18 protein-coding genes are annotated in these 23,704 nt (G+C 52.9%); 7 read left to right on the top strand and 11 right to left on the bottom strand.

The window, feature by feature from the left end; translation table 11 throughout:
* Positions 1-141 precede the first annotated feature (141 nt).
* The gene (locus ACFSSA_RS06640; RefSeq protein WP_386819504.1) at positions 142-552 is read right to left on the bottom strand and encodes a hypothetical protein; all 411 of its coding nucleotides are present in this window, start codon (positions 550-552) and stop codon (positions 142-144) included.
* A gap of 138 nt (positions 553-690) precedes the next feature.
* Positions 691-1,452 (bottom strand): hypothetical protein, encoded by a 762-nt coding sequence (locus ACFSSA_RS06645; protein WP_386819505.1) that lies wholly within the window; start codon positions 1,450-1,452, stop codon positions 691-693.
* 733 nt (positions 1,453-2,185) lie between these two features.
* Here ACFSSA_RS06645 and ACFSSA_RS06650 point away from each other — a divergent pair.
* Together ACFSSA_RS06650 and ACFSSA_RS06655 are read left to right on the top strand one after the other, a co-directional pair.
* Positions 2,186-4,801, top strand: a complete 2,616-nt coding sequence (locus ACFSSA_RS06650) for a PSD1 and planctomycete cytochrome C domain-containing protein (RefSeq protein ID WP_386819507.1) — start codon at positions 2,186-2,188, stop codon at positions 4,799-4,801.
* Positions 4,802-4,818: 17 nt separating this feature from the next.
* On the top strand, positions 4,819-6,207 hold the full coding sequence (locus ACFSSA_RS06655; RefSeq protein WP_386819509.1) for a DUF1501 domain-containing protein: 1,389 nt from the start codon (positions 4,819-4,821) through the stop codon (positions 6,205-6,207).
* Between the two features lie 364 nt (positions 6,208-6,571).
* Here ACFSSA_RS06655 and ACFSSA_RS06660 read toward each other — a convergent pair whose 3' ends face one another.
* Complete coding sequence (locus tag ACFSSA_RS06660) at positions 6,572-7,045, bottom strand: rhodanese-like domain-containing protein (protein ID WP_386819511.1); 474 nt, start codon at positions 7,043-7,045, stop codon at positions 6,572-6,574.
* 134 nt (positions 7,046-7,179) lie between these two features.
* Positions 7,180-7,761, bottom strand: coding sequence for a 5-formyltetrahydrofolate cyclo-ligase (locus ACFSSA_RS06665; protein WP_386819513.1), 582 nt, complete (start codon positions 7,759-7,761; stop codon positions 7,180-7,182).
* Between the two features lie 406 nt (positions 7,762-8,167).
* Between ACFSSA_RS06665 and ACFSSA_RS06670 the strand changes: the two genes are divergently transcribed.
* Together ACFSSA_RS06670 and ACFSSA_RS06675 are read left to right on the top strand one after the other, a co-directional pair.
* Positions 8,168-8,587, top strand: coding sequence for a GreA/GreB family elongation factor (locus tag ACFSSA_RS06670; RefSeq protein WP_386819515.1), 420 nt, complete (start codon positions 8,168-8,170; stop codon positions 8,585-8,587).
* A gap of 40 nt (positions 8,588-8,627) precedes the next feature.
* Positions 8,628-8,867 (top strand): hypothetical protein, encoded by a 240-nt coding sequence (locus tag ACFSSA_RS06675; protein ID WP_386819517.1) that lies wholly within the window; start codon positions 8,628-8,630, stop codon positions 8,865-8,867.
* Positions 8,868-8,899: 32 nt separating this feature from the next.
* On the opposite strand, the gene nadB is transcribed toward ACFSSA_RS06675, so the two are convergent.
* The 4 genes from nadB to ACFSSA_RS06695 all read right to left on the bottom strand — a co-directional run bounded on the left by nadB (position 8,900) and on the right by ACFSSA_RS06695 (position 13,078).
* Positions 8,900-10,513 (bottom strand): L-aspartate oxidase, encoded by a 1,614-nt coding sequence (nadB, locus tag ACFSSA_RS06680; protein ID WP_386819519.1) that lies wholly within the window; start codon positions 10,511-10,513, stop codon positions 8,900-8,902.
* Between the two features lie 93 nt (positions 10,514-10,606).
* Positions 10,607-11,389 (bottom strand): CAF17-like 4Fe-4S cluster assembly/insertion protein YgfZ, encoded by a 783-nt coding sequence (gene ygfZ, locus ACFSSA_RS06685; RefSeq protein ID WP_386819520.1) that lies wholly within the window; start codon positions 11,387-11,389, stop codon positions 10,607-10,609.
* A complete protein-coding gene (locus tag ACFSSA_RS06690; protein WP_386819522.1) occupies positions 11,379-12,215 on the bottom strand; it encodes an NAD(P)-dependent oxidoreductase in 837 nt (278 codons plus the stop codon). Before ACFSSA_RS06690 ends, ygfZ begins: the two co-directional genes overlap by 11 nt.
* A 38-nt stretch (positions 12,216-12,253) precedes the next feature.
* Positions 12,254-13,078: a hypothetical protein gene (locus ACFSSA_RS06695; protein WP_386819524.1), complete on the bottom strand. Its 825-nt coding sequence runs from the start codon at positions 13,076-13,078 to the stop codon at positions 12,254-12,256.
* 149 nt (positions 13,079-13,227) lie between these two features.
* On the opposite strand from ACFSSA_RS06695, the gene ACFSSA_RS06700 reads away from it, so the two are divergent.
* Both ACFSSA_RS06700 and ACFSSA_RS06705 read left to right on the top strand, forming a co-directional pair.
* Positions 13,228-15,450: an NADP-dependent isocitrate dehydrogenase gene (locus ACFSSA_RS06700; RefSeq protein ID WP_386819526.1), complete on the top strand. Its 2,223-nt coding sequence runs from the start codon at positions 13,228-13,230 to the stop codon at positions 15,448-15,450.
* Positions 15,451-15,722: 272 nt separating this feature from the next.
* Complete coding sequence (locus ACFSSA_RS06705) at positions 15,723-16,418, top strand: DUF3313 family protein (RefSeq protein ID WP_386819528.1); 696 nt, start codon at positions 15,723-15,725, stop codon at positions 16,416-16,418.
* Positions 16,419-16,537: 119 nt separating this feature from the next.
* Here ACFSSA_RS06705 and ACFSSA_RS06710 read toward each other — a convergent pair whose 3' ends face one another.
* Positions 16,538-17,779, bottom strand: coding sequence for a cation:proton antiporter (locus ACFSSA_RS06710; protein ID WP_386819558.1), 1,242 nt, complete (start codon positions 17,777-17,779; stop codon positions 16,538-16,540).
* Positions 17,780-18,958: 1,179 nt separating this feature from the next.
* Complete coding sequence (gene rseP / locus ACFSSA_RS06715; RefSeq protein WP_386819530.1) at positions 18,959-20,380, bottom strand: RIP metalloprotease RseP; 1,422 nt, start codon at positions 20,378-20,380, stop codon at positions 18,959-18,961.
* Positions 20,381-20,509: 129 nt separating this feature from the next.
* Here rseP and recG point away from each other — a divergent pair, with 129 nt between their 5' ends.
* A complete protein-coding gene (gene recG, locus ACFSSA_RS06720; protein ID WP_386819532.1) occupies positions 20,510-22,579 on the top strand; it encodes an ATP-dependent DNA helicase RecG in 2,070 nt (689 codons plus the stop codon).
* On the opposite strand, the gene ACFSSA_RS06725 is transcribed toward recG, so the two are convergent.
* Entirely contained in the window at positions 22,573-23,703 is a 1,131-nt protein-coding gene (locus ACFSSA_RS06725; RefSeq protein WP_386819533.1) for an alpha/beta hydrolase, read from the bottom strand. The genes recG and ACFSSA_RS06725 overlap by 7 nt on opposite strands.
* Between the last annotated feature and the right edge of the window lies 1 nt (position 23,704).

A 23,704-nucleotide genomic window follows, 5' to 3' on the forward strand; every position in this document is an offset into this window, starting at 1 on the left:
GTTTCAGTGGTTTTACCACAAGAACTCTAAAAAGGAGCTGTCCGATTTTCTGGGGTCAGGCCAGGGCTTGTCTGCGACGACTTGTTCGGTTGGTTCGTTGTCAACTGGCGAGCGATTCACAGGAAACAATGGTTACTAGTATCAAAATTTATTGGATACCTCGAACGCTTTATTAACTGTATCGCGATGGAGAACTTTCGCCTTCTCGGGATCAAGATGGAAGTCTTCGGGTGAAATGCGTTCCTGACAATCGGATGGGTTGCGATACACCTCTACTGGAACCCATTCATTCTCAGCCCAGAAAAAAGGAACATCCCGATACAGATGGTTTGGGTTTCCGTTTGGATGAGGAGTATTATTCAAATCTTCCCGGACAAGAATACGTGCTTCGTGTCGAGTAATCTTACCGCTAGAACTCACTCCTTCTGGCAAATCAACTATTATATACGGCGTGTGCCAATCGTGAAATACACACCAAAAATGATGTCTTACTGGCTCGGATGATCGAATCACTGTTGCTTCTATTGCCGTAATATTTTTTAACTCACTCATAATTTCAAACGCTCTTCATCATGTTTTCAAATCTCGTCACCTAGCGTCATAGGAATAGCGCATCGATGGGAGACCCGACTTTAATCAGAAGGCTTCCTCGACATTGCCATCTCCGCCTTGTTTGGGTTCCTCGTTGAGCTAGAACGATGACGCACTCGTAAGCATCTTGGTAATATCCCCTTCAATTTGACGATCTTCAACAAATCGAAATCCAGTATCACCGCTGTTATCCTTAATTAGCTTGTAGATCCGAGGCTGAACAAAGACCGGTTGCTTCGACCCCTTCCATTGATACTCTTTGGTTCCCGAATACGTGAGTTTGTATTCTTTACCAGCGATCGTAAGCTTGTGTTCGTTGGTCTTGCCTGTCGGCGTCCCGATCGATATGTCCGTATCATCGGAAACTGTTGATCCTGCGATGAATATAAATCTAATCTTGTCATTATCCGCAAATTCTTCGCCTAGCTCTGTTCTTTGTGACGCAAAATCCCGTTCGTTCAGAATAAAGCGTGGATCATAGTATCGACGTGATTCAAAATTCTTCACAACGATCGAGGTCTGACGATTAATCTCCGAAGACACGCCAACTGGAACCTGCTGAATTGGAATCTCACCTGATACAGTAACGCCAGACGAAGCCTTCGACATCAGTTCGCTACCACTTGCATGACTCACATTATCGTTATTAGATGTGTCTGGGTGTGGAACATTGGTGAGCATCTTGCCACTAGTTGCTTCCATATCCCATAACAGCAACGAGCCTTGATTCAAAAGCTTGGAATTCAAGTATCCGTGTTGAAAGCGGGCGTTCTCTACGCCTACTGAAACGTTCTTCGTATGGCAGGACGTTGTGAGAATCATTGCCGCACCTAAAGTGATCGTAGCTACTTGCTTAGTCATTTTCTTTTTTGCTGTGTTTTGTTTTGTTTATTTTTTCCCGAACAGTGATATTCCTCACCCTCTGAGAGGGTTGAGAGCAATTTATGATTGCATTATAAATTAAACATTAATTTAGATGTCAACCTCGATTAAATCTAAGATACATATACTAATTAATAACTTAAATTATTTTGAAAGTCTGATTTTCCCAATCTTCGCGTCATAGCACCGCAGCATGCGGATTCATGGTCTTTGTAACTGCGGGTATTGCAGAACCGACGAGAGTAATCTTGCCGAATTTGGAAGGCCGTGAGCGATTGTGACAGCCTACGTGGAAGAGGATTTTTCGCTAGGTTGAACTCTAGGAGCGACATGAAGGGCAGGCCATCAGGGTAAATGAATCCGGCCTGCCTCATTGCGGAGCGGTAAAGGCCATACTGGACGCGCTTCTGCTGCAGCTTCGAAGCCCATCGACTGGCTTTATCCCCAACGGGGGAAGGAATAACCAGTTGCATTTCATCTACTATGAGGATCGAACTTTCATTGAGTTTCCCCACCACTTTCCGGGAACGACGACAGGGCGCGCCGCTTCGTCTTTCCCTAGATACTTGGCGAAGTAGCTGGAAATCGTCTTACGAATCTGTTCCATGTTTTTGGGGTTCAAGTGGACTCGCATCATCTTTTACGGGTGAAATCATTAGCGGGCTCGCAATAGGGATACGGTGCAACTGCGGTTATATCATGCCTGAAACGTATGTGGCCGTGGACTGGCATCTGTAATCTGGATTTTGAGAAACTTTCCGAAATCCGTGGAGTTGATATTTCCGTCACCTTACTGCCGATGAAACTCTCAACCACCCTCCCCGAAACTACTCTTGCCGTGCCAATGGTCGCTGCTTTTTCGCTACTTTCTGCGGCTTCCCTTTTCTCTCAATCTGCCATTTTAGATCCGGTCGGTGTTGAATTCTTCGAATCAAAAATCCGCCCCATGCTGGCCGAACATTGCTACAAATGCCACTCGCAGGATTCGGAAAAAGTGAAGGGCGGCCTGTTGCTTGATACCCGTGAGGCGAGCCTTCGCGGCGGCGACACGGGCGCCGCCGTGGTTCCCGGAGACCTTGGCAAAAGTCTGCTGATCACCGCCATCAGCTACCACGACGATTCACTTCAGATGCCTCCCAAGTATCAACTTGAAGACTCGGTGATCGAAGATTTCCGTAAGTGGATTGAAATGGGCGCCCCCGACCCACGCGAGCCGGAGGACTCCGATAAGATTACCTCCACCATCGATATCGCCGCCGGACGCGAATTCTGGGCCTATCGAAAACCAGAGCAACGGAAAGTTCCTGAATTTCCCGCTGAGTCATGGCCAGTCACCGATATCGACAGCTTCATCTATTCCGCCCTACGGGAAGCAAAACTGGAACCCGTAGCTGACGCAGACCCCGCCACCCTGCTCCGTCGTCTTTATTTCGATATCATCGGGCTGCCACCGAAACCGGCACAGGTCGAGGCCTTCATAAAATCCTGCGCGGAAGACCAACCCGCGGCGGTGGCCGCCGTCGTCGATGAACTACTAGATTCGCCTCAGTTCGGCGAACGTTGGGGCCGCCATTGGCTGGATATCGCCCGCTATGCGGAATCGAACGGCAGGGATGCGAACATCGTTTTCTATCCGCAAGCCTGGCGTTATCGCGACTATGTCATCAACAGCTTCAATGACGACAAACCCTACGACATCTTCCTGTGCGAGCAAATCGCGGGCGATCAGATGACTTCACCAGACAATCAGCGACGCGCAGAACAGATCATTGGCACCGGCTTCCTGGCTATCGGTCCAAAGAACCTCAATGCGAAGAGCGAAGAGCAATTCCGCGCGGACCTCGTCGATGAACAGATCGATACGCTAGGCAAGGCCATGCTCGGCACAACCATTTCCTGCGCCCGCTGCCACGATCACAAATTCGATCCCATCCCGCAGTCCGACTACTACTCGATGGCGGGTATTTTCCAGAGTAGCGATACCAAGTTCGGCACCTATTCTTCCGTTCAAAATCGACACGCATCGGAGCTGATCCAATTACCGATCCAAGAGAGCGAGTTCGCTTTTAAACCGCTCTCCCCAGCTGAGATGCAGGCCAAGGAAAACAAACTCAGAATAGCTCGTGAGAGCATCAACGAGATCAAAGGCGAGCTTTTCAGGGCGCGGCAATCTGGAAAGGAAGGGCCGGATCCAACCCAACGAAGGAAGCTCCTGCAGTTGAATCATTTGATCACCATGCTTGAGACAGAGCTCAAAACCTACGACAAGGCTGGCAATCCGATTGCCCTCGCAATGGGCGTCGCGGATAGCGAAACCATTTCCGATGCCAAATTCTTGGTGCGTGGCGAAGTGGGGCTAGCCAAGAACACGGTGCCACGAGGATTTCTTCAGGTGTTATCCGGTGAGGAGGCCATGAAGCCGCTTTCCGACGAAGTCTCCGGCCGTCTCGAACTTGCGCAATGGATTGCTTCTCCTGAGAATCCGCTCGCCGCCCGCGTGATGGTCAACCGCGTATGGATGCACTTGATGGGCAATGGCATCGTCACCAGCGTGGATAATTTCGGTGCCACCGGAAATCGACCCAGCCACCCGGAATTGCTCGATCACCTCGCCCTGCAGTTCATCAATTGCGGGTGGTCGGTGAAACATCTGATCCGTGAAATCGTCCTATCCCGCACCTATCAACTGAGCTCGGATTTTGATAACGCCGCCTTCAATATCGATCCTGACAATGCACTGCACTGGCGAGCCAACAGACGCCGACTTGATGCAGAGTCCTTACGTGATTCCATTCTCGCCATCAGCGGCAATCTGGACCTCGAGCCTCCTTATGGATCGGTGATAACGGAGCAAAGTCTCAACCTGCGCAGTGGTGGATCCGCCGATATCCTCGGATTCGAAGCCAAGAGCCCGCATCGCTCCGTGTATTTGCCAATCGTTCGCAACCAGGTGCCGGCCTCGCTCTCCATTTTTGACTTCGCCGATCCAAGCATGAGCGTGGGCAAACGCGAAACCACCACCGTCCCCTCGCAAGCGCTTTTCCTCATGAACAGCGATTTCGTCCTCAAACAATCCGAAGCCATGGCGCAAAGGCTGATTGATCACGAAAATCTGAATCATGGAGAAGAGGTCACCACCGCATTCTACCACGTTTATGGTCGCCCTCCTTCCGAGGAGGAAATGCGTAAAGCCAACATCTATTTCAAAATGTTTCTCGAAATGAAAAGACAGGAGCCCCGCCGCGACCGCGATGCGGATTACCACGATGCATTGAGCACCTTTTGCCAGTCTCTATTCGCCTCCGCGGATTTTCTTTACCTCAAATAACCCAACCATCATAGAACATGCACTCCCATCTTTTAGCACCCTCCCGTCGTCAGTTTCTGAAAAGCCTGTCGGCCGGATTCGGCTACTCAGCGTTTGCAGGATTCAGCACTTTGCAGGCTCAACAAGCTATGGCAGCTGCAAATCCGTTGGCACCAAAACCGTCGCATTTCCCGGCCACAGCGAAGCGCGTGATCTTCCTCTGCATGGAGGGCGGCCCATCCCACCTGGATACTTTCGACTACAAGCCACGATTGAACCAGGACTCCAGAAATATCGCCGGACTAGGCGGCAGTGCAAAGTGGATGGGTTCGCCGTTCGAATTCAAACGCCACGGTCAAAGCGGTCTGCCGATTTCCGAGCTCTACCCGCACCTCGCCAAACATGCCGACAACCTCTGCCTGATCAACGGCATGCACACCGACGTTCCCAATCACCCCCAAGCCTTCGCGCAATTGCACACCGGCAGCTTCCAGTTTGTCCGCCCGTCCTTGGGCGCGTGGTCGCTGTATGGGCTGGGGACGGAAAACCAGAACCTCCCCGGTTTCATCACCCTCAGCCCACCCACGGGAGCCTCTAACTACGGATCCGCGTTCCTACCCGCGATCTATCAGGGAACTCCGATCGGCAGCAGCCTGCGCCAGCCAAGTGGCAACTGTGCGAACGTTAGCATTCCAAACATCAAAAACCCGAAACTCAGCACCTCAAAGCAGCGCTTGCAACTCGATTTCGTCAAATCCCTCAATCAGGAAAAACTCGGAAAGGAGCCGCACAATCCAGAGGTCGAGGGTGTCATCGAATCGTTTGAGCTGGCCTTCCGCATGCAAACTGAGATTCCCGAATTGCTGGACATTGATTCGGAATCGCAGGCCACGAAAGCCCTATACGGAATCGACAATGACATCACCGCAAACTTCGGCCGCCAGTGCCTGCTTGCCCGTCGATTTGCCGAGGCCGGAGTGCGCTTTATCGAAATTACCCACGGCAGCTGGGATCAGCACCGGAACCTCGAACAAGCGTTGCGCAACAATACCGCAGCTACCGACCAACCCATTGCCGCCCTGCTTACCGACCTCAAGCAGCGCGATCTGCTCAAGGATACACTCGTCATTTGGAGCGTTGAATTCGGTCGCACCCCGTATGCCCAAGGCGACGACGGACGCGATCATAACAACAAAGGCTTCACCTCATGGATGGCCGGAGGCGGCGTGAAGGGAGGAATCCGCTACGGGGCCACCGACGAGCACGGCTACCAAGCCGTCGAAAACAAAACCCATATCCACGACCTCCACGCGACTATGCTCCACCTCATGGGACTCGATCACAAGAAGCTCACCTACAATCACGCCGGCCGGGATTTCCGTCTTACCGATGTTCACGGAACCGTGGTTCGAGAGATTATCGCATAGGCGACGAGGGCGCGAGAACTCAACCCACGCTATATATGAAAATGAAAACTGCTACCCAACTGTCTACTATCCTCCTCTTGATATCACTCACCTCCTGCGTAAAAACGGGCCCGCTCAATCCCAGAAGTCCTGCCAGCCCCGGTGGAAGGGTAATACTTCCCATCGAGAGAAAAGCAACCAGTCCGGCAAGTCCAGGAGGCAGGGTGGTTTTGCCACGTGAAGCCCGGAGGATCGTCCACCGTGGAACTACCTACTACACTCATGGTGGATTATGGTATAAACCTGGGAGGCGGGGCTACATAATTGTTTCCCGTCCTTACTAGAAGCAATCGGTTCGCTGAAAAAGAAGCGCGGCGTCGAGCGGTCATCTGTCCTTGTTTTCCAGAGGCAGACCCGCATTTCTCCATGAATCGATTCCATTGCTGAGCACATGGATTTCATAATCCCGTCGAGCTAGTTTTTTGGCAACATTCCTCGCCTCCGGGCAGCCGAGATTGAAGCAATAGAGCACCACTTTTTTGCCCGCTGCCAGAGCCTGCTGGATCTCTGGATCACGCTTCTGCACCTCTTCGTCGTAATGCGTATACGGCCAGTTCACAGAACCCGGGAGGTGATCGATTTTGTAGAAATAGGGCAATCTAACATCGTAAATCAGCACTTCGTCCGATTGCTGAAGCGGGAACAATTCATCGATATCCATTCCGGAGATTTTGCCCAGCTTCGCGTTCGTCGGAGGCATTTTCACCGGCTTACTCACAGGTATGAATTCTTCCCTATCGGTTTCGCCGGGAGCGATTTCTTCCCGGATCGCTTTAGGCTCGCCCGCGCACGAAACCATCAACAAAACCTGTGAAACGAAAATTCCCTTTCGCAACTTTCCCAAAAAACCTACCGGCCGCTTCCCAATCATCATTCATCACTGTCGTGGCATCCCCGGCCCTTGGTCAAAGGAGAAAAAATTGGAATATACCGCTATCCAGCGATTACCCCGTTCATCCTGATGTCGTGCTCTTCCATTGTGATTTCATCGACCAATTGATATCCGAAACAGACGCCGATCTTCACAGCACCCGCACGTGCTTTTTCCAAAACCCGATCGTAGTAGCCTTTGCCCCGCCCCACACGCCCGCCTTTCAGATCGAACCCTAGGCCCGGACAGAGAAAGAGATCGATTTTTTCCACGGCTACAACCTCCAGCCCGTCCTTCGGCTCCAGAATTCCGTAAGCCCCCAGCTCCAGATCCTCTTCAAAGGAGTTTACCCGGAAAAATACCAGGTGATTCTCCACCACTTTGGGGAAAACAAACACACGCCCTATCGCCTTCGGCAGACTGCGGAGATCCACTTCACCGGGTAAAGCGGCAAAGATCGCCACCACATGAAGATAGGTGCGCTCCCGTAGATATGCGATGATTTCAGCCACCACATTGTCCGAATCACCCGGCCCGTGATCATCGATCTTCCGCCTCAATTCCTGCCGAAGAAGAACCTTCCGGTGCTTTCGGGTTAAATCACCCGCCAAGTATTCTGCTAATCGATCATCCGGATTTGTCACTGGCTAGATTCCTCTCATTTCTTCGTTTTTACAAAAACCGCCTTGTCCTGGCAAACCTTTGCTGGCCACTCGCTGAGCCCACGGAGTGCCACGCCATTCCGAATGAGAAAGAGATGATAATTAAAGTCTCATTCATGGCTACTTTCCATATTGACAGAAACCATCTTTATACTAGCGTGAAGGTTAATGCACCCCGCACCTCCAACAACCATTTATCGAGTGACCCGCACGTTTGCGGGTAGCTTCAGGGGATGGTGTGTGCACCGTTTGGCTGCCTTACGGAATTAGGGGGTAGAATCCCAAGATTTGGGCATTGCCCGGATTCTCCCGCTCCAAAAAATTCCATATTTTTCGACTAACCCAGCGGCACTCTCCATTTCTGAGTGGCGCAACCAATATATTATTTATGAAACCGACAATTAAATTGAATCGGGCGGACAAATTACGCCTAAAAACATATATAGAAGACGAAAATCAGAGGCCGCGCCCGAACGCGGATCAGAGAACCGCGCTTTTGGATTTTCTCTCACTGGCAAAGGTCCCGAAGGAAAGTTCCAATCTTGAAGATTTCGTGGGACTCCATGACCGCGTGGTGATCGAGTCCTCACAGAACCCGACGGATAGCTTCGCATTCTCCATCGTCATGCCTGAGGAAGCCGATATTGATGCGGATCTTATCTCCATTCTTAGTCCCGTTTCTCTTGCCGCCCTCGGCAGAAAATCAGGCGATACGATTCAATGGGAAGCTCCCGGAGGTATCCGGGAAATGCGGATCATCTCAATCATGAGACAACTTCAGGGAGTAACTCAACCAGCAGCTATCTAGGCCAGAAGCTCCTCCCACAACATTCCAACCAAGCAACTATATGAAAACCGACACTAAAAAATATCGTATTATCCTCAATGATGGCAGCCAGGAAATCGCCAGCTGGACACAGGACGAAAAGCCGCCGGCCGGTCTCGGTGAGCATTTCCAAATTCCGGAGAAAATCCGAAACAAGTATCCATCCCTATCAGGTGAAGCGATGATCTTCCGGATAGAGCTGGATGAAGCCGCTGATATTTTCTACGCGGACGTGGTTCGCGAGCATGCGCTGGCTTATTAAAATCAAAAATCCAGCTATCAGGAGAACGGTGATCAGAATTTCCTCAAAGTCGTGTTCTTAATGAATCGATCATCGCTCTCCGGATAATCGAGCGTGTAGTGCAATCCACGCGATTCCCGGCGTCTCAGCGCACACTCGACAATCAAGCTTGCGACGGTGACCAGATTTCTCAGTTCCAGAATATCCGCATTCACCCGGTGTCCCCAATAAAACTCACGGACTTCCTTCTTCAGATTCCGTAATCTTGCCGCTGCACGGCGTAGGCGGTTGTCCGTGCGGACGATCGAAACGTAATCCCACATCAGGCGGCGGATCTCATCCCAGTTGTGATAGATCACCACCAGCTCATCAGGCTCCGCCACATCTCCGTGATGCCACTCGGGAATCAGCGGTGGATCGATCACCGGCTTATCAGGCGGATAAAGTCTCATCATCTCATCCAGCGCCAGCCTAGCGAGAACATTGCCTTCCAGCAGCGAATTCGAGGCTAGGCGATTCGCTCCATGGAGCCCTGTGCTGCCAACTTCACCGACGGCATATAGTCCTCTCACGGAAGTCTTTCCGTTAACATCCGTCTTCAGCCCACCACACATATAGTGAGCTGCTGGAACTACTGGAATAGGAGTAGTTTCGCAGTCGACACCGAACTTCATCAAGGTTTCATAGATATACGGGAAATGCTCCTTCATGAAACCCTTTGGCTTGTGGGTAACATCCAGATATACACACGCAGCACCTGTGCGTTTGATTTCCTGGTCAATGGCACGAGCGACAATATCACGCGGCGCGAGTGAGCCCCGGGGATCAACCTTTTTGGTAAAATCTTCTCCCTTCGCATTGCGCAGGATACCGCCCTCGCCGCGCACAGCCTCGCTCACCAGAAATGATCTCGCCTCAGGACCAGTGGCAGCCGGATTGTAAAAACAGGTGGGATGGAACTGGATAAACTCCATATTCGCAACGCTCGCGCCCGCACGCCAGCCAAGAGCTACGCCATCTCCGGTAGCAGAATCTGGGTTCGTGGTATAGAGATAAACCTTCCCGCATCCTCCGGCGGCAAGCAGCACCCGGTCCGAGCGGAAGATGGTTACCTCACCTGTGTTTTTTGCCAGAACGTAAGCTCCGAGAATCCGATCATTCGAGACCACATCGAGGCGGGCGGAAGTGATCAGATCGATCACAAAATGGTTTTCCAATAGAGTGATGTTCGGCTCTTTTCGCGCGGCGGCCAGCAAGGCTCTTGATATCTCCCTTCCAGTGGTATCCCGCGCATGGAGTATGCGGCGATGGGTGTGCCCGCCTTCCTTTCCAAGCATAAAACGGCCGTCCTCCTTATCAAACTCCACTCCGTAGCTCAATAGATCATCGATGGTATCATCACCCTCCTCAATGATGCGGCGGACGACCTCCTCATCGCATAATCCCGCGCCGGCATCCAATGTATCGACAATGTGGCTTTCCACGGAATCCCCCTCCGCTCGTAAATTTTCCGGAAGCACCGAGGCGATGCCCCCCTGGGCCCAAGCGGTATTCGATTCTTCAGCCTTACCCTTCGTTAAAACAACTACTGTGCCGTGCTTCGCCGCGCGCAGCGCAAACGTCAGGCCGGCAATACCGGCACCCACCACCAAAAAATCCGAACTCATGTGGGCTGATCATGAACCGGTTCCGCCCACGGAAAAGCCGAATTTTCGTTTAGCTGATCCGTCGGGCATCCCCGGCGCGGGATAGATCGACTTTTACAACAGGATTTCGGCAGGGGTGCCGTGGAGAAAATAGCTTTCAGAATTCTCCTTGCCACGCTTTATGAAGCCCAGCCCATAGCTCCCGGAAACACTGGTGACCTCGCCGCATACCTTCCCTTCGTCATCCAGGAGTTCTCCCCCTTCGGCCACGTCTTCCGTGAATTCGAATTGGACCAATCTGCGGTTAACTTTTCCTGCGGATTTTATCCGGGAAATTACTTCCTGCCCGATATAGCAGCCCTTGTTGTATGAGATATCGGTGATATCCAGCCCTGCCTCCGGCGGGAGCATTCCTTCCTTCAGCTCCACGCCCCACCTCGGAATTCCGTTTTCGATACGATATCTTTCCAGCTCCCCGGCATCCATGGCATCTGTCAAAGGCTCCCCGGAAAAGACATCCCAGCCTTTGAAATCCAGTCGTTTGGAAGCACGGATCAATCCTCCCGTTTCCGGCTTCTCTGCCAGATGGGAAATGAAAAACTCCCCGCTCCGGTCCTTCACCTCGACATCGTCCGCAATAAGATAGCGGGTCAGCCGAAGCTCCAGTTCCTCTGTCTGGGATTCCTCACAAAGAACCCAGACCGCCCCGGGGGAGTCTCCCTCCGTCAGCCAAATACGGAACTGCAGTTTCCCTTTTGCGTCGATCACGCAGCTGGGCAGCGACTCTCCGGTGCCGAGCACCTTGCGGACATCTTGGGTAATCTGCCCATTGAGGAACCTCACTGCATCCGGGCCGCAGAATTCGAGCAAGCCAGTTTTTCCTAGATCAATCTTCATATGCTTTTACCAATGCTGAAAAATCCAAATCCGCAGCTCCATTTCCGCACATCTGCTCCATTCGTGTGGATACCGCAGAAATAGCCGGAAGCTTTACTCCCGCCGACTCACCGAGAGCGAGAGCGTAACAACTATCCTTCCACATGTTCGCCATGGTGAAATGAGGATCGAAATCACCATTGAGCATGGTCGGATATTTCATCGCCATCAGCGGTGAACCGCTGCCATTTTGAATTGCAGCCTTCGTAAAAACCTCCGGATCAACTCCGTGTTTTTTCGCGATCACCAAGGCCTCGCTCATCGCTTGAACGGTGCAAGCGGATATGAGGTTTGTAGCGAGTTTGGTGACCGTAGCCGCACCGATTTCACCGCAATGCACCCGCCCCTTCGAGGTAACGGAAAGGAAGTCCGATACCTTCCCGATGAGCTCTTCGTCCCCTCCGGTGTAATAAAGCAACTGTCCTGCGGCAGCGGCCTCCTTGCTACCGGTAAATGGTGCATCAAGAAAATCACAAGCTTTCGCCGCGCATTGCTCTGCGAGCCAGAGCGTAGTCGGCAGGTCGATCGTCGAATGGTTGATCACCAGCGTCCCCGGCTTGAGAGAATTTTTCGCCTGAGCAAAAACTTCACGCACCATCGGCACATCCTTCAAGTAAATGGAGACCAGATCCGCATCCGCCAGCGCCTCTCCCGCAGAGCTTTTTTCTCCATCCAGATCTCGGAAAGTCCGGCTCCAGCAGGTGACCTCATACCCGGCTTCGAGGAGATTTTCCCTTACCCTTGAGCCGACAATTCCCAAGCCCAATACGGCTACTCGTTGTTTCATTTGAAGAGATTGATTGGATGTAAATTCCAGACTGTGGATCACTCCTGCCTTTGTAGGGCGAGAGTCACTAGCTTCGCAGCCTGCTCCTTGATTTCCCTCACCTTTTCAGGTGTCGCTTCCTCACCTTTCTTCAGCACCATCTCATGGCGCAGACCGGCCAGCACATCGCGCATTTCGAGATAGTTCGGACGCTCTGAAATCCGCGGCTCCAGCCCGGCGACAGACTCGGTATAATAATCCGCGATATCTTCACGCATCACTTTCTCGGCACGCTCGGGAGAAAACTGCTTGTCCACGGCAACTGTCGCCACCTCCAACGCCCTGATCCATCCGCCCAGCGAGATAAGATGCGCGAGATCCGCATCCCGCAGCGTCACAAGCTCGATCTCCACATCCTTCTGGGTAGCAGAGAGCTCTTTTTTCAGCTGCTCCACATCCTGTTTTTTCGCACTTTCCAAAAGACTCGCAGCGTGTCGATTGATCCTATCTCCCGCCCCCAGAGCCTTGCCATAGCGGCTTAATTCCGAGGCCATACCTTCCACTTTATCCATCTGCCCCGCCTGCACGATCAGGAATCCATCCGCAATGAGGAAGCCCAGCTCTATTGCCAGATCGGCACGGTCCAAAGGCATACGCTCGCCTACTTCCCTTTCCGTCTCCATCAAAGGTAGCGGCATCAAAAACTGCAGCGTATCGAAAAGTTTGGCAATCGACGGCGCGGTAAACTCGTTCACCCCCAGTTCGGCACGGACGTGCTCGTCGGAAAGCAAATCCTCGGGGACATTGGAGATCTTCTCGCCCTCCTGCCCGAAAGCCAGCCCGGTCATCAGACTTCCGATCGCCAAATTTTTCCAAAATTTCATAAACGGAAAATGACACCTCTGCGCGTCCTCCGCAATCGCCAATTATCGACCCACAGAGGTCATAAAAACCGGCTTATCCCGGCAACTTACTCACCATCACTTGACCCGCCCGTCTCCTTCCCTTATTGCAAAACGCAACAAGCACCATCATGTCCAATACGATTATCTATACCAAGACAGACGAAGCTCCAGCTCTCGCTACCTATTCTTTATTACCGATCGTTGAGGCATTCTCCAAGCCAGCGGGCATCAATGTCGAGACCCGTGATATCTCCCTCGCCGGCCGAATTCTCGCCCAATTCCCGGATCTTTTGTCGGTTGACCAACAAATCGCGGACCACCTCGCCGAGTTAGGTAAAATGACCCTGCAGCCAGAGGCAAACATCATCAAGCTCCCCAATATCTCCGCCTCCGTTCCACAGCTCAAAGCCGCGATCGCGGAGCTCCAGGCTAAAGGCTTTCCAATCCCGAATTACCCCGATAGCCCGGCCAGCGAGGAAGAACAGGACATCCGCACCCGGTATGCGAAGGTGATGGGCTCCGCTGTAAACCCCGTATTGCGCGAAGGCAATTCCGACCGGCGCGCCCCGAAAGCTGTCAAAGAATACGCCCGCAAGCATCCGCACAGCATGGGAGCATGGTCCGGGGAGTCCAAGACTTCCGTCGGCTCCATGAACGGCAAAGGCGATTTTTTCTCCAACGAAAAGTCCATCTGTGTGCAGGAAGATACAGAGGTAAAAATCGAATACATCGGCGCGGATGGGACGGTAAAGGTCCTCAAGGAATCCACTTCATTGCTTGCCGGGGAAATCCTTGATGCCACATTGATGAGCAAGGCAGCTCTTCTGGATTTCCTTGCCACTCAGATTGAGAAGGCGAAAAAAGATGACGTCCTCTTCTCGCTTCATATGAAAGCCACCATGATGAAGGTCTCGGACCCAATCATTTTCGGCCACGCGGTAGAGGTGTTTTTCCAGGACCTCATCGCGAAACACGCGGAAACCATCTCAGAACTCGGGGTCGACTTCAGAAACGGCTTCGGCGACCTCGTCGCAAAGCTCGATAAGCTTCCTGCCGACAAAAAAGCAGCGATCGAAGCCGATATCGCAGCCGTCTATGCGGAGCGCCCGGCAATCGCCATGGTCAACAGTGACAAAGGAATTACCAACCTCCACGTCCCATCCGACGTTATCGTGGACGCCTCCATGCCGGCCATGATCCGCACATCCGGCCAAATGTGGAATGCTCAAGGCAAACAACAGGATACCCTGGCTGTAATACCGGATTCATCCTACGCCGGTGTCTACCAGACCGTCATCGATTTCTGCCGTGCAAATGGTGCGCTTGATCCCCGGACAATGGGTTCCGTGCCAAACGTCGGGCTCATGGCCAAGGCGGCGGAAGAATATGGTTCCCACAATAAAACCTTTGAAATGCCGGGCCGCGGCACGGTCAAAGTCACCGACGCCTCAGGCAAAGTAATCATCGAGCATGAAGTCGAGGAAGGCGATATCTGGCGTGCATGCCAAACAAAGGACGCATCCATCCGCGATTGGGTGAAACTCGCCGTAAATCGCGCACGTTCTTCCAATACCCCAGCGATTTTCTGGCTGGATGAAGCGCGTGCCCACGATGCCCAGATCATCGCCAAGGTGAACACCTATCTGGCAGACCACGATACTTCGGGGCTGGATATTTCCATTCTCGCTCCTGCGGAAGCTTGTTTGAAATCCCTCCAGCGCATCGTCAAAGGTGAGGATACCATTTCCGTCACCGGCAATGTTCTGCGTGATTACCTCACCGATCTCTTCCCGATCCTTGAAGTCGGCACGTCGGCGAAAATGCTATCCATCGTCCCGCTGATGAACGGTGGTGGACTTTTCGAGACAGGAGCCGGCGGATCAGCCCCAAAACACGTCGAGCAGTTCACCACGGAGAACTACCTGCGCTGGGATTCCCTGGGCGAGTTTTTCGCGTTGGCGGCTAGTTTTGAGCACCTTGCGGATGCACAGAACAATCCACAGGCGAAGGTTTTGGCAGAAACCTTGGATCAGGCGACCGGCCAGTTCCTCGAAAATGATCGTTCTCCTGGTCGCAAGCTGGGCACGATCGATAACCGCGGTTCCCATTTCTACCTGGCACTATACTGGGCACAGGCATTGGCGAAACAGGATCAAGATGCCAGCCTGAAGGAAAAATTCACGCCCGTTGCCGAAGCGCTCACTCAAAACGAAGAAAAGATCGTTGCTGAATTGATCGCAGTGCAAGGTTCACCAGCCGATATCGGAGGCTACTACCTCCCGGATGATGAAAAGGCCAACAAGGCACTGCGCCCGAGCGAAACTCTGAATCAGATCCTTGCAAAAATTTGATGGAACTCACCTGTGCCCCGGCTGCCCACATCGCCCTTCGAACGGCATGACGCACTAGCAAGCCAGCCTCCAGGTGATCGGGTTTCCTGATCAACCAGAGGAGTAGCCTTTGTATCGGAAGGCTACTCCTCGTTTTTTTAATCGTCATCGACCAGAATCTCCCGCTCAGGAATTTTGCTCGTGGAAGCCGTGGGGAGCACAACCGGCCCGCAGCACTCTTTCTGACCTACTTTTAACTGGCAAACAGAGGTATCCGCCTTAGCATTTCCTTTGTGAAAACGACCTTTGCGCAATCTACAGCTCTCCTGCTATTGGCAATTTCCGCAGCACTTTCCTCCTGCGGAATCGAACATGCTGTAGCACCTGCCAAACCCACGAAATTCCTTACATCCACGGGAACAGATACCACCGCGAGGTTTTCACGCCTCCCCTTTGAGCACTCTTGGCGGGCGCCAGAAGTCAACGTCACGGATTATAAGAATATCATCGTCCGCCCGGTAACTACCGCCTACCTCCACGATGAAAATTGGGAGCGTAGCAAATCAGCTGAAATCCCCGATAAAAAGGCTTTCAAAAAGCGGTCCGACGCCTTGGCCAGACACTTCACAAAACAACTGAATATCGCGTTCTCAGATCCGATTTGCATTTTTTATAAAACCACAGACACCTCGAAACCTCATACCTTGATTCTTGAAGTGGCCCTGACAGAGGCTCACTTTCCGGATCCTGCGGTTAAACCGCTGGAAGTCCCCTACTGTGGCTTCGAAGCGCGCGTCAGAGACGCGAAAACCGGAAAGTTGATTTCCACAGCCTCCGACCGCCGTGGTCCGGATCTGCATTTGAACGAAAACAACCCGCACATCACCGACAATGATGAGATTTGCTCGATCTGGGCCCGTCAGCTGATGGAGGCATCCAATCGCGAGATCTTTGCCAACGTGAGACGGAAATTCATCACAGTGGATTAGACAGGAAGACTGGCCGGATAATTCTCCTTGTCCTTCCTTTTGCCCGTCTTTTTGTCTATCCGATTACTTTTCTTGTCCCTCAGGCGGCGCACCACACGGCGCTGCTCTGCACGATCTGTTCAATGACCGGGATCTGATTTCACCGGCAAGTGACGTCCGCATACACGGTCAAAAACCGGCCCGGTGATCAGAGTGGTCACAATCGCCATAACCACCAGCACGGCAAAAAGGCTCTGCCCGATGACCCCGCGTTGGAGCCCTATGTTGATGATGATCAATTCCATCAAGCCTCTGGAGTTCATTAATGCTCCTATCGCCAGAGCCGTCCTGTTGTCTTCGCCATTGAATCTCGCAGCAGCCCAGCAGGCAACTCCCTTGCCCAGAATTGAGACGAGCAATACCGCAATGGCGACCCAGAGCACGGAAGGATCAAGCATCACGCCAAGCTCAGTATTCAATCCGGAAAATGTGAAAAACATCGGCAACAGGAAGACGACCGTGAATGGCTCCAACTTCTTTGTGATCCTGTCTGCCAGCTTCCCTTTTGGCATAGCAATGCCTAGAACAAAGCCTCCGAAAACCGCATGGATACCGATTGCGTCCGTAAACCATGCCCCCAGGCAAAATAACATCAAAACACAGGCCAGGGCAGCATCTCCGTTCGTCTCTTCCGCCCATCGGGATATTTTCCTCAGAAAATACCGGCCCGGCCCCAGCATAATGGAGGCGTAGGCGATACCGCCACCAATGGCCACTACAGCACCTCCTGTATGCCCTCCAAAACTCGCCAGAACGATGGCTAGCACACACCATGCGGCGACATCGTCAATGGCACCGGCGGCGAGAGCGAGAGTTCCCAGCGAGGTTCCCGATAGCCCTCGCTCCCGGATAATCCGGGCAAGCATAGGGAATGCGGTGATTGCTATGGCCGCGCCCAAAAACATCCCCGCATGAATGATCTGTGTCCCTTCCGCAAATAATCCCGGAACGGTCACCAACCACGGTGCCAGCAATCCACCCAACATAAATGGAACGATCATGCCCGCACCGGAGACCCAGGCAGCGCTTCGCGCCCTTTGCCGGAAAAGATCCGTGCGGAATTCCATGCCCACAAGAAACATATAGAGACCAACCCCCAGTTGACCGCCGACATATAGGATTTCCCGAGTTTTCTGCGTGAAGAGCGCTGCACTCATTTCCGGAAAAAAATGGCCCAGTAACGAAGGCCCCAGGAGAACTCCGGCGATCATTTCCCCAACCACCTGTGGTTGACCGATCTTTTTACCTAGCCAGCCAATAAAACGACAAGCGATCAGGATCACCGCCATTTGTAGGAAGAACGCTGCTGCGTTTGATTGCATAGAGCGGTTTCTATCCAGCTTCTGCACGGATGCAACACATGAAAATGATGGAGAGTTACCTCCCCCCAACCGAAGTGAATCCACATCCACTCCGTTCAGACCGGGTGGGTGGATGATCATTCGATCTCTGTGCAATTTTGGGGGGAGGTACCGACATCAAAGTGGGGGGAACTTCGTGTCAGCCGCAGAATCGTAGTCACAGCGGGCCTAAATCCTATGACGCGATCACGTTAAAAAGGCCGTTTTCCCCCCCTCTACCATCTCCTAAGCGTTCGCGGATCTTTCAGCGGATCCATACCCCTTAAAAAGCGAATCGGCAGGACAACCGGGGGGAGGTTGTGTCTGCCGACGCTTTTGATTGGGTGATATGCAATTGGGGGGGAGTTGCCAACGGTTTCCAAGGCCCGGGGGGAAAGCCCTTTCGTGCTGACAAAAGAACCATGCACGAAAATCGGCCATCCTTCCATCCCGCGATGACGTAGTTTTGGCCGTTTTTCCCTAATTTCTATTTTCTAACATTCCAGGCACTTCAGCGGATCCATACCCTCTAAAAAGCGAATCGGCAGGACAACCGGGGGGAGGTTGTGTCTGCCGACGCTTTTGATTGGGTGATATGCAATTGGGGGGGAGTTGCCAACGTTTCCAAGGCCCGGGGGGAAGCCCTTTCGTGCTGACAAAAGAACCATGCACGAAAATCGGCCATCCTTCCATCCCGCGATGACGTAGTTTTGGCCGTTTTTCCCTAATTCCTATTTTCTAACAATCCGGGCACTTCAGCGGATCCATACCCCTTAAAAAGCGAATCGGCAGGACAACCGGGGGGAGGTTGTGTCTGCCGACGCTTTTGATTGGGTGATATGCAATTGGGGGGGGAGTTGCCAGCGTTTCCAAGGCCCGGGGGGAAGCCCTTTCGTGCTGACAAAAGAACCATGCACGAAAATCGGCCATCCTTCCATCCCGCGATGACGTAGTTTTGGCCGTTTTTCACCTACATGCAGAAAATCTACTCATCGTCACAGAACGAGCCGCATCCTGCCGAGGACTGATGGTAGCAATTTTCACAAAGCGCTTCATCTCCCATTATTCCTATCGCAACACCTCCGCAGCGATCGCAATCCGATTCTGATACCGGTTTCGATCCTTCAATGACCTCGCTGGACCCGCTTTCAGACATGGCGACTAATTGGCGGGAAAGAGTATTTCTTCCTCACCTTGTGCACCACCACGCCCGAACTTATCGCCGATATCCTTGCTGGTTACATAAAGCATGAGGGAAATCAATGCCAAGGCGCATGCGGTTTGTATAACCTCCAGAGCTTTTGCCTGCACAGGCTTGCCAGCGATTTTTTCCAGAATCGCAAGAGTGATATGGCCACCATCCAAGACCGGGAATGGAAGCATGTTCAAAACCGCCAGATTTACGTTAAACAGGACCATGAATCCCAAAATACGCCTCCAGCCGTCATCCGTCTGCAACAGCGAATATAGCATCTGGCCGATTCCCACCGGACCGCTCAGATGATCCACCCCAATGCTGGAACCTGGATCAGCAACGCTGGTGATCGTCACCCACATCATCTTCAAACTATCAGCTACCTGGGCAAATGGATTCGGATGAACGATGCGGACATCGATGTCGTTTGCCTGATCCCAGAGGACGCCGATCATTGGTCCCCGGCTTTCTGGTTTAAGAGGTTTTTCCGGGGTGATGGAAATTTCGGCATGCTGCCCGGAGGCCTTCTTCACACCCAGTTTCACGGCCTTGTTTTCATTCGTTTCGAGATATTGCGCCAACTGGGATGCGCTGAATATCCGCTGATCATCGACAGACTCGATAATATCGCCCTTGGCGAGGCCGGCTTTGTCCGCAGGACTGTTTTCGATCACCCCGCCGATGAGCGCGGTGCCTGCCGGTGCAAGACCGACCTGGCGGAGCCCGCTACGTTGGAACCAACGACTTTCCGGGGTATTGAATCCACTCGTCAAAACAAGGGGCTCCTCCACTCCCGGGCGTTTTACCGAAAAAGTAATCTTATCCCCACTGCTGAGAACGATGCTTTCCGTGATACTCTCCAAGGTCCCCATGAAGCCATTAACCGGCTTGCCATTGATCGTCAGAATCTGATCACCAGCCTGCAATCCCGCCTTCTCCGCAGGGCTTCCTTCCAGGACATAACCAATCGTTTCCGTAGGTAGGAAGTCCTTCGGCTTCCCGACACCCCACACCACAACAGCGGCCGCCAGCGCTAGTAAAATCGAAAACAGCGGCCCTGCGATAGCCACAATAATTTTATCCAGCGGGGTGATCGGAGGAAGGGATTTACGCTCCGTATTCCCACCTTCGATTGATTCCATCGGAGCCATCTGTGGAAGTGCCACAAAGCCCCCCGCCGGGATCCACCCCAGCCCGTATTGCACCCCGTTGATCGTCTTTTTCCAGATCGGCTTTCCAAACCAGATCTGAAAGCGATCGATCTGCAGTCCGCGCCATTTACCAGCAAGGAAGTGCCCCAGCTCGTGGACGAAAATGATGATATTGAAGAGCATCACGACGACGACGATCAGCAAAAGAATGTTAAGAGCGGTAGGGAGAGCGGTCATGGGTATTCAGAGAATGCAAGGGAAGCTACCCCACCGGCAAAATCCCGCAAGCCTTTAGACTTTTTCAGAAATGGCAGACATACCTACGTCTGTGGGAGGCCGGAAAAACTCTTTCTTGAACTTTCGTTTTTGAAAATCGAAGTTCCATCCGTGATTACCGGGCAAACCGAACTCAACACCCTGCCCGACCTATCGGCGAAGGAAGTCCAGGCCCTGCATTCCGCGGATCTGCTGACCGTGGCGGATCTTGTTTCGTATTTCCCCAAGCGCTATGAAGACCGTCGGCAGTTCGATCGATTCCCGAATCAACCTACTGCGAAGGCCGTTTGCCTGATCGGCGGGGTCATTGATGCGCGCACGAAAGGTTTTGGAAAAACGCGCTTTTACGAGGCGATCGTAATGGATGGCTCGGGTGGCGTTTTCGGCTCCGGAAAGATCACCTGCCGGTGGTTCAACATGCCTTACATGTCGAAGGTGATTGCAGCGGGGCACCAGGTTATCGCCTACGGAAAAGTCAAAGAAGCAAGCGGCCGCCTGATTATTGACCATCCGGAAATCGAAGTCATCCGCGAGGATGAAGAAGAGGCCGAAACGATCCACCTAAACCGTATCGTCCCAATTTATAAGAACATCTCCGGCATCAACCGGCGTCGGTTACGGGAAATTATTCACCGGGTCGCCACAGCCTGCTTGGGCGGAGATGAAGCCCCGGCGCTTCCGTTCCCCTATGAGGTCTGCGGAACGGACCGCGCGAAAGATGTTTTCGAGACACACTTCCCGGGATCCGAGGAATCCGGGAAAATCGCCCGGCGGCGTTTCGCCCTGGAGGCATTTTTCGTGTTGCAGCTAAACGTGGTATGGCAGCGCACCCGATATCTTTCCCACAACGGGCGGGTTCTCGGCAAAAAAACGACATTGCTGAAGGCATTCTATGAATCGCTCCCTTTCGATCTCACCGGTGCACAGAAGCGATCAATCAAGGAAATCCTCGCAGATATGCGCTCGGAGCGCCCGATGAACCGATTGCTGCAAGGAGACGTGGGGGCTGGAAAAACTTTTGTAGCCATGGCGTCCATGCTCCTGGCTATTGATTCCGGGGCGGATGCGGCGCTGATGGCTCCGACCCAGATCCTGGCGGAGCAGCATTTTCTCACCTTCCAAAAATGGCTTTCCCCATTGGGGGTAAACCTTGTCTTGCGCACCAGCTCGCGGCGGGAAGAGGCTGTGGATTCACACGGACCGACAATCTTTATTGGCACTCACGCGCTGCTTTACGATCCCGAATTATTCAGCGATCTCGGTTTCGTGGTGATTGATGAACAGCATAAATTCGGCGTGGTGCAGCGCGCGTCGCTCATCCGCCAAGGCACCCTGCCAGATGTCCTGGTGATGACCGCCACTCCCATTCCGCGCACACTGACGATGACAGTGTATGGCGACCTGGATGTTTCGTTGCTCGATGAAAAGCCCGCGGGCCGGGGAAAAATCGTCACAGCGCTCAGAAATAAGCCGAAACAGAAAGACATCACCGACTTCGTCAAAGCCCAGCTTGCGGAAGGCCGCCAGGCGTATCTGGTCTACCCGCTTGTCGAGGAGAGCGAATCAATCAAGGCGGAGTCCGCGATACTTGCCCACGGGAAATGGCAGAAGCGGCTAGGCGCAGAAAAGGTGGGCCTTCTTCATGGAAAGCTCCGTCCGGAAGAGAAAGACAGCGTGATGGAAGATTTCCGCAGTGGAAATACCAAGGTTCTCGTTTGCACGAGTATTATCGAAGTCGGTGTGGATGTGCCTAATGCAAATCTTTTGATTCTTCATCATGCGGAGCGTTTCGGCCTCGCTCAGATTCATCAGCTGCGCGGACGTATTGGCCGTGGAGAGCACAAGTCCTATTGTATCTTGCTCACCGATTCAAAGCTGCCAGAGGCTATCGAGAAGCTTTCCGTTCTCGAGAAATCCAATGATGGTTTCGAAATTGCCGAGGCGGATCTCCAACTGCGCGGGCCGGGTGATGTTCTAGGCACCGCCCAGTCCGGACTCACGGATCTGCGCTTCGCGGATTTTATCACCGATACCGATCTCATCCGGGAGGCTCGCGCACTCGCGGACAATGTTTTCCGGGAGGACCCCACTCTGACCCAAGCCCATCGGCTCCTCCGCCCGCTTATCTCGCAAAACCACGAGACCCAGGGAGCTCACTGAGGCATGAGATCCGGCAAGCGCGTTTTTTTGGAGACAGTGTCATCCATGGCCGACTCAAGGAACCATTCCGCTATGGTGGAGTATAGCGGATAGTCCGTGATCAAGACATTGTTGTGGTTGCCGCCCGGGATGATCAGCCACTGTTTTTTATCCTCGTCCGGCAGCGCATCGAAAAGCAATTTACCGGATTCGGCAGTTACGAAATTATCATCATCACCGTGAACGAGGAGCGATGGAATATGGATTTTTGCGGCTTCATCACATGGCCGGATCTCAGAAAATTTCACCCCCGTTCTCCAGCCATACACGTGATTCGCAGTGGCTTCGACAAGACCGCCAAGGGCTAGACCGAGAAGGGAATCTGTTTTTTTACCGATGACAGTCCTCAAGCTATCGAAGGATGAGACGACCACCATCGACCGAAACGGAGATTCCGGTAGCGCAGCTGTATAAACGGCAACGCTGCCACCCATCGATTGCCCGAAAAGCATACAAGGATCCCCGGAAAATCCGTATTCACCGGCCGCTTCCTGATAGCATTCCAAGACCATTGGAGCCTCCAGAACACCATAGGTCGTGAACTTCCCGGGATTACCCCCATGCCCCGGCAAATCCAGAATCAGGCAGCGGAATCCTACTGCGCAAAATCTCTCCGCCACCGCAAGGTAATCCTCTTTCATTCCTCCCCGGCCGTGCAGAATCACGATCGTCCCAACAATCTTTCCGGAAGCCGGGATTTCCACCCCCCTCTCGCCCAGCTGCTGGCGGATCAGCCCCGCTCTGGGCGAAAACACGCCAACGACCTCCGGAGTGCACAGGAGGGCAGGCACTCCCTGGCTGGAAGTGAATGTCTCAACCGAGTAGCCCGCCTTCGCAGTTCCATCGAAAAAGGCCGAAGCTCCCGCATGAATCGGGCGCCGACCCGGCTGGGCCACTTCGTTGGCACACCACCATACAATGACTCCGAAGAAAATCACCACTGCCAGAAGAAACCACACAGCCATACGAGCCATCAGCCTTTTCCAGGGAAAGGCACTGCTATCGCTCGCTGGAGTTTTCCCGTCATTCATCGTGTGGGGAAACTTCATCAGAAGCGGTTGAATCAGCCAAGGCTCACTTTTCATT

The organism is Luteolibacter algae, from assembly GCF_042683045.1.
GTDB classification, from domain to species: Bacteria; Verrucomicrobiota; Verrucomicrobiia; order Verrucomicrobiales; family Akkermansiaceae; genus Luteolibacter; species Luteolibacter algae.